Origin of the sequence: Sphingomonas sp. (assembly GCF_019749955.1) — a bacterium.
Lineage (GTDB): Bacteria > Pseudomonadota > Alphaproteobacteria > Sphingomonadales > Sphingomonadaceae > Sphingomonas.
Map to the genome: position 1 here is coordinate 1 of NZ_JAIEPC010000115.1, position 6832 is coordinate 6832.

The 6832-nt window shown below is 64.6% G+C and carries 7 protein-coding genes and 1 tRNA gene; 5 read left to right on the forward strand and 3 right to left on the reverse strand.

Annotated features, from left to right (window positions below; genetic code table 11):
* Both K2W81_RS15930 and K2W81_RS15935 read right to left on the reverse strand, forming a co-directional pair.
* Positions 1-74: transfer RNA gene (locus K2W81_RS15930), tRNA-Asp, on the reverse strand.
* A 55-nt stretch (positions 75-129) separates the two neighbouring features.
* A complete protein-coding gene (locus tag K2W81_RS15935; protein ID WP_294106346.1) occupies positions 130-1296 on the reverse strand; it encodes an AI-2E family transporter in 1167 nt (388 codons plus the stop codon).
* 139 nt (positions 1297-1435) lie between these two features.
* Between K2W81_RS15935 and K2W81_RS15940 the strand changes: the two genes are divergently transcribed.
* The 5 genes from K2W81_RS15940 to K2W81_RS15960 all read left to right on the forward strand — a co-directional run bounded on the left by K2W81_RS15940 (position 1436) and on the right by K2W81_RS15960 (position 5644).
* A complete protein-coding gene (locus K2W81_RS15940) occupies positions 1436-2902 on the forward strand; it encodes a glycerol kinase (protein WP_294106334.1) in 1467 nt (488 codons plus the stop codon).
* A 133-nt stretch (positions 2903-3035) separates the two neighbouring features.
* On the forward strand, positions 3036-3452 hold the full coding sequence (locus K2W81_RS15945; RefSeq protein WP_294106336.1) for a YHS domain-containing (seleno)protein: 417 nt from the start codon (positions 3036-3038) through the stop codon (positions 3450-3452).
* 74 nt (positions 3453-3526) lie between these two features.
* Entirely contained in the window at positions 3527-4462 is a 936-nt protein-coding gene (locus K2W81_RS15950) for an AraC family transcriptional regulator (RefSeq protein ID WP_294106338.1), read from the forward strand.
* A 192-nt stretch (positions 4463-4654) separates the two neighbouring features.
* Positions 4655-5248 (forward strand): ferritin-like domain-containing protein, encoded by a 594-nt coding sequence (locus K2W81_RS15955; RefSeq protein ID WP_294106340.1) that lies wholly within the window; start codon positions 4655-4657, stop codon positions 5246-5248.
* Positions 5249-5254: 6 nt separating this feature from the next.
* Positions 5255-5644 carry a c-type cytochrome gene (locus K2W81_RS15960; RefSeq protein WP_294106342.1) on the forward strand — a complete coding sequence of 130 codons (390 nt, stop codon included), beginning with the start codon at positions 5255-5257 and terminating at the stop codon, positions 5642-5644.
* A gap of 69 nt (positions 5645-5713) precedes the next feature.
* Here the strand turns inward: K2W81_RS15960 and K2W81_RS15965 are convergent.
* A partial coding sequence (locus K2W81_RS15965; RefSeq protein WP_294106344.1) for a hypothetical protein occupies positions 5714-6832 on the reverse strand: 1119 nt, incomplete at its 5' end.

Here is a 6832-nt window from a genome sequence, read left to right on the forward strand (position 1 = left end):
CGCGAGTGACGGGGCTCGAACCCGCGACCTCCGGCGTGACAGGCCGGCGCTCTAACCAACTGAGCTACACCCGCTTGCGAAGCGTGAGGCGCGGCAACTAAGCGAGCGGCTTCACCCTGTCAACCGCCATCAACGCGGTGCCTGTGGACCCGCCGCGCTGCGCTGGCGCCGTTGGTCGAGCGTGCCGTGTTCGAACAGGAAACCGGCGATGTCGGGCTTGCCTGCCGCGCCCAAAACCGTCTGCAGGATGATCAGCAGCGGCACGGCCAAGAGCGCCCCCGGCGTGCCCCACACCCAGCCCCAGAAACTGATCGAGATCAGGATCATGATCGGGTTGATCGTCAACCGGTGCCCGACCACCAGCGGGGTGATGACATTGGCTTCGAGCAGATGCGCCCCGATCATGATCAGCGCGGGCACCAGCGCGACGCCCGGGTCCGCAAACACCATTAATCCGCCCAGCCCCAGCAGCATCGCCGCCACAATCGGCCCAAAATAAGGGACATAATTCAGCAGCGCGACGATGCCGCCCCACATCAGCGGATAGGGCATGCCCATGATCCACAGCGCGACCGCGATCACCAGCCCAAGCGCGAGATTGATCACGGTAATCGTGCCCAGATAGGATGACGTGTCGTCGACGACATCCTGGATCACCCGCGCGGTCGCGAGCGCGCCGTCAAAGCTCGCGCGCGAGGTGATGGTCTGGCGCCGCAGCCGGGTCCAGCCGCTCAGGAAGAAATAGACGATCAGCGTGCCGAAGAAGATGTGGATGAAGACGCTCGGCGCCGACATCGCGACCAGCTCAACCAAGGAGCGCGGCGGTACGGCGGTTGCCTGCGCGGCATCGGCGACATTCTTGGCCGAGCCAGCCGCAAGCCGCATCGCGGTCTTGTCGACATATTTTTCGATGCTGGTGTAGAATTCGAGCAGCGGCTTCAGGTTCATCTGAATCCGCCCGATGCGTTCGGGCAGCAGCCGGAAAAACTGCACCGCGGGGACGATGATCGCCGCCAGTACGATATTGGCGACGCCCAGAAAGCCGACCACGCAGATCAGCGAAGCGATCGGCGCCGGAATGCGGCGGCGCTCGAGCCATTCGAGGATCGGCACAAGCGCCACTGCGATCACCAGCGCCGCCGTCACCGGCAGGAAAAATTCGGCGCCCGCTTTCAGGGCAAACGGCAGCGCGATCACCAGCCCGACCCCCGCAATCAGCGTCAGCGACGCGAGCAAACGGTCGCGCCTGTTGGTGACTTCCTCGGTCTCGGCCAAAGACGGCGCGGGCGCGTCCACGAACTTGGCGGCGCCGGTGCTGACCGCGTCGCCCTGTGCCGCTGCCTCGTTCCTGTCGATCAGACCGTCCACGTCTTGCTCCTTGGCCTCCATCACTAGCCGCATTCCCCTGATTTGTAATCCCGGCTAGCGTGCGGCCATGACAGAAACGATACTCCTCATCGACGAAGGCACCACCTCCACCCGCGCGATGGCATTTGCGCCTGACGGTCGCTGCCGCGCTACCGAAGCTGCCGAACTGACGCAGCATTATCCGCAACCCGGCTGGGTCGAGCATGACGCCGCTGAAATCTGGGACCGCACGCTGGCAGTAACGCGCGCGGTGATCGAGCGCGTCGGCGGGGCTGAGCGAATCGCCGCGATCGGCATCACCAATCAGCGCGAGACGGTGGTGTTCTGGGACAAGGCGACCGGCGAGCCGCTCGCGCCCGCGATCGTCTGGCAGGACCGCCGCACTGCCGGTGATTGCCATGCGTTGAAAGAGGCCGGACACGAAGCCGTCGTGCAGGCGAAGACCGGGCTGTTGCTCGACCCCTATTTTTCGGGGTCCAAGATCGGCTGGGCGCTGCGCCATTGGCCGCATCTCGCAGAGGCGGGCGATCGGCTGGCGGTTGGCACCGTCGAAAGCTGGCTCGTCTGGAAGCTGACGGGTGGCCTGCACATCACCGACGCGACCAACGCCAGCCGCACCGCGCTGATGGCGATCGGCAGCGGCGGCTGGGACGACGGGCTGATCGATCTGTTCGGTGCCCCCCGCGCAGCCCTGCCCGAAATCGTCGACTGCGCCGGGCGCTTCGGCGAAACGACCCTCTTCGGCGCGCCCATCCCGATTTGCGGCATGGCGGGCGATCAACAAGCCGCCACGATCGGTCAGGCTTGCCTGAAGTCCGGCGAGACCAAGGCGACTTTCGGCACTGGCGCCTTCATCCTGACGCAGGCGGGCGCGATCCCGCCGGTCTCGCACCACCGGTTGCTCTCGACGATCGCGTGGCAATTGGGCGGCAAGCGCGCCTATGCGCTCGAAGGATCGGTGTTTGTTGCGGGCAGCCTGATCAAATGGCTGCGCGACTCGATTGGGCTGATCGGTACTGCGGCGGAGACCGAGGTCCTCGCGCGCAGCGTGCCCGATAATGGCGGCGTGTATCTCGTCCCTGCCCTCTCCGGCCTCGGCGCGCCGTGGTGGCAGCCCGAGGCACGCGCGGCCATCTCGGGCCTCAGTTTCACCAACACCCGCGCGCATATCGTCCGGGCAGCACTTGAGGCGATGGCGCATCAGGCGAACGACCTGAAGACCGCCTTCGCTGCCGACGGGGTCGACTGGGCGACGCTGCGGATCGACGGCGGCATGGTCGCCAACAATTGGATGGCGCAGGATATGGCCGACATCCTCGCCATCCCCGTCGAACGCCCCGCCTTTGCCGAAACGACAGCGCTCGGCGCGGCGATGCTTGCGGGCGTCGGCTGTGGGCTATTCACCGGGCTGGAGGAAGCAAGCGCGATGCGGGGGACGGTCGAGCGATTCGAGCCGACAATGAGCGCGCAAGTGCGCTCGACAAGGCTGGAAGGCTGGGACATCGCGGTGAATTCAGTGATGAATACCGCTTGAATTTGCCTATCGTCCCATAAGTCACGCCGCAAATCCCAATTTATGGGCACTATGTATACATATCGTCCGGCTCACCCCATCTGAGCGGGGCAGCCGGAATGGTTCGGTCTGCGCACGTAAAGGAGCCTGACCAATGACCCAGAACCTCAATCTGTCGACCGGCCTTGTTGCCACCGGAACCCCGCTCGCGATGCGCGGCTATGACGTCGTGAGCTACACGCAGGGCACCAGCCCGATCGTGGGCAGCGCCGAATTCGCCGTCGTTCACGATGGCGCGACTTACTATTTCGCCAATGCCGCCAATGCCGAGATCTTCAGGGTCAACCCTTCGCGCTATCTGCCCAGCTTCGGTGGTTTCTGTGCGTATGGCGCGTCGGTCGCCAAGAAGTTCGATGGCGATCCGACGATCTACAAGATCGCCGACGGCCGTTTGCACCTGAATCTCAACCAGGAAATCCACGCGGCTTTCCTCGCCGACGTTGCCGGTGCGGTTGCCAAGGCCGATGCGGCTTGGGTGACGATCGCCGACCAGCCCGTCGCCAGCCTGTAATCGCCAGTGATCCGGGCGGCGCCTGTCCCCGCCGCCCGAATTGCGCTATCCATCCCAATCAGGAGGGGCCACACATGAAGGACGTCCTCAGCGATATACTCGACACGATCGACCTCAAGGCGGCGCTGTATTTCCGCACCGACTTTCGACCGCCCTTTGGTGTGCAGGTGCCGCATTTCGAACGCGCCGCGCGATTTCATCTGATCGTCCAGGGCGAATGCCATGTCTCGCTCGACGACGGCAGCCATGTCGTGTTGAAACCCGGCGATCTGGTGCTGGTGCCCAATGGCAGCCCGCATTTGCTGTCGAGCGCCGCCTGCCATGTCGGCATGCCGCTCGAAGACGCCTTTGTGGCGGCGGGGTTTACCGGCCAGGGGCCATTCGTGCTCGGCGACGGGCCAGCCGAAAGCGGTTGCCAGCTTGTCTGCGGCCATTTCGGCTTTGCTACCGGCGCCGATCATCCGCTGCTCCACGCCGTACCCGATCTGCTCCACATCACCGCTGCTGAACGCGCGACCCAGCCGATGCTCGACGATGTCGTGCGGTTGATCGTGCGCCGGATGTTCGCGAACGAAGCTGGCGTCGCGGCATCAGTCAGCCGCTTGTCCGAAGTGCTGTTTATCGAAGTGATGCGCGCGGCGACCGCCAAGACGCCCGAGCTGGGGCGGCTGATCACGGCGGTCACTGATCCGCATATCGGTCACGCTCTGGCGTTGATCCACAATGATGTCGCCGCCCCGTGGACGGTCGAGCGGCTGGGCAGCGCGGTCGCAATGTCGCGCAGCCGCTTTGCCGAACGCTTCCGCGATCTCGTGGGATCGTCACCGATGAGTTACGTTACGGAATGGCGGTTGCAGCGGGGGTTATACTTGCTCAATCGGCACAAGACGCCGGTCAAGCAGGTCGCGACTCAAGTCGGCTTCCAATCGGCCGCCGCCTTCACGCGCGCCTTTACCGAACGCTTCGGGCACTCACCGACAAGGGTCGCGCGGGACGACAGCGCGAGCTGAATTGCGTCCCGTCCAATAGACATTGCCCAAACGGCCTATTGTCGCAGTGTCGATTGCCGCGCCCGTGCAGCCGTGGCGTTAGTCGCTGCGCCGCTCGGTCATTCCAACCACCGGGTCGCCCGTAAAAGCGTCCCCTGCCGCTACCCCCTGCACTGCGAACCGCGCCAGTGCATCCTACCGATGGAGACCCCCATGACCACGAATCCCACCGACACGATGCCGCCGCGCCGCCTGTTTCTGAACCAAGTCGGAATTGCTGCTGCCGGCATGACCGCGCTCGCGTTTCTCGATGGGCCGGCAACGGCTGCAGCCGTCAAAAAGCATGCAGTGGCACACGGCGCCAACGACCTCGGCATTTTGCAGGGCGCGCTCGCGCTCGAGCATGAAGGCATTGCCGCTTATCGCCTCGCCGGCGGCAGCGGGCTGCTGAGCCCCGGTACGCTCAAAGTCGCCCTTGTTTTCAAGGGCCACCACGACGCCCATCGCGACTCGCTCGCCGCGCTGATCACGAAAATGGGCAGCAAGCCGGTCGAGCCCAAAAGCGACGCCGAATATGTCAAGGAACTCAATCTCGGCGCGCTCAAGAGCGAAGGCGACGTCGTCAAGCTTGCGGCTGGGCTCGAACAGGGCGCAACCAACGCCTATGTTGGGCAGATTGCCGCGCTGAACGACAAGAAGATCGCCCTGCTCTTCGCGCAGCTTTCGACCGATGAGGCCGTGCACTGGGCGGTGCTCAACGGCGCGCTCGGCAATGGCGTGCCGACGAATGCCTATCTGTTCGGCTAAGGCGTTGTGACTGGCACCTCCATCCGTGCGGGACTGAAGGGAGCAGTGGCGCTTGCGCTGCTGCTCCCGGCACCCGCCTTTGCGCAGGCAACCGACGGCAAGGCTCTTTACGAGGGCAAATGCGGCGGTTGCCATTCGCTTGACGCCAACCGGATTGGTCCGGCGCATCGCGGCGTGGTCGGACGGCGCATCGCGACCGCCCCCGGCTATGCCTATTCGCCCGCGATCAAGAAGCTCGCGGGCGTCTGGACCCCGGCACGGCTCGACCAATGGTTGCAGGCGCCGCAAAAACTGGCCCCCGGCAGCAAAATGTATCTGACGATCCCCGACGCCCAAAAGCGTGCGGCGATCATCAGCTATCTCGCCTCAGCCTCTCCCCCCATGCCCAAGCGCTGAGACGGGCGGGCGCATCACTCCCCCGGTGATGCGCCCGACTACCGATCCAGCTCAGCCAATCGCGTCCGCTCAGCGCGTCCCGACCGGTTTGGTGCTCGGCTTGATCGCGCGGTCGCTGATCGACCAGAGCGAGTCGACCTGGATCTTGCCCGCCAGCACCGGATTATCGAGCCTGTAAATGTCGAGCGCTCCAGGTCCGCCGGGTTCCTGATACTCGTTCGCATCGGCGGGCCACGCCGACCGGTGGTGGCAATTCATGCAATTGGTCTTGATCGGGTGCGCGGCGGCGAGTTCGATGTAGGGATTATAGGCAATCGGCCAAGTCTTGCCGCCACGCACCGCTGGCATCCCATAGGTCGAGGTCATCAGATAATGCTGCCACGGCCCGCGCGCCTGCGGAATGGCGGGGCGGTCGGCGGCATAGGGGCCGACGTTCGGGCGGTCATGCCACCACACCGACTGGAAGGTCCACGCCGCCTGTTCCTTGGTCTGCAAATGCATCGCCACAAGCGCGAGATAATCGCCCTGCTCAAACAGCCGACCATTGGCATAATAGGAGGACGCATCGAGCAGCGCGCGGTCGCACAGGTCCATCGTCTTCAGATTGGGCTGATAGTGGTAGAATTGGTCGATCCCGACCACGCGCGGCCGCTGATAGGTGTTCGGCCCGAGCGGTACTTGCTGGCCCGCGCCATTGGCCATCGTCACACCGTAGAGGAAGCTGACGCTCGACGGCACCAAAGTCGATTGTGGCGTCGGCGTCACTGCGACAGCGCGCGGCCATTGGCTCTGGATTTCAAACCCCGAATAGACGCCGTTATCGGACGCCGGGCTGTCCCACACCGGCAGCGCGGTGAAGCCGCTACGCTTGACCGGCCACAGCATCGGCTTGAGCGCGATCGTGCCGGACGGCATCGGCGGGATCTGGCGCGTCTCGCCAGCAGGCGGGACAAGGCCGTTGAGCGTCGATTGGCGGTAAAGCTCTTTGCCGCGAATCCAGTCGAATCCGGGCTTGTTGTAGATCACGCCGGCAATCATCACGTCGCCATTGTTCTGGAGCGTCGCGCCATTGGCGAGTTCGCCATTGGCTTGCAGGCAGCGCGTGCCCTTGTAGCGCGCCGCGACCGGCGCCGGGACATTATAGACCGGCGACACGGGGAAGTTGATCGGCTCGCTGCCCGCGGTCGG

Coding starts and splice junctions, on each gene's coding strand:
- K2W81_RS15950 (WP_294106338.1), top strand. CDS start 3,527: ATGAAGGACGTCCTCAGCGATATACTCGACACGATCGACCTCAAGGCG.
- K2W81_RS15945 (WP_294106336.1), top strand. CDS start 3,036: ATGACCCAGAACCTCAATCTGTCGACCGGCCTTGTTGCCACCGGAACC.
- K2W81_RS15940 (WP_294106334.1), top strand. CDS start 1,436: ATGACAGAAACGATACTCCTCATCGACGAAGGCACCACCTCCACCCGC.
- K2W81_RS15955 (WP_294106340.1), top strand. CDS start 4,655: ATGACCACGAATCCCACCGACACGATGCCGCCGCGCCGCCTGTTTCTG.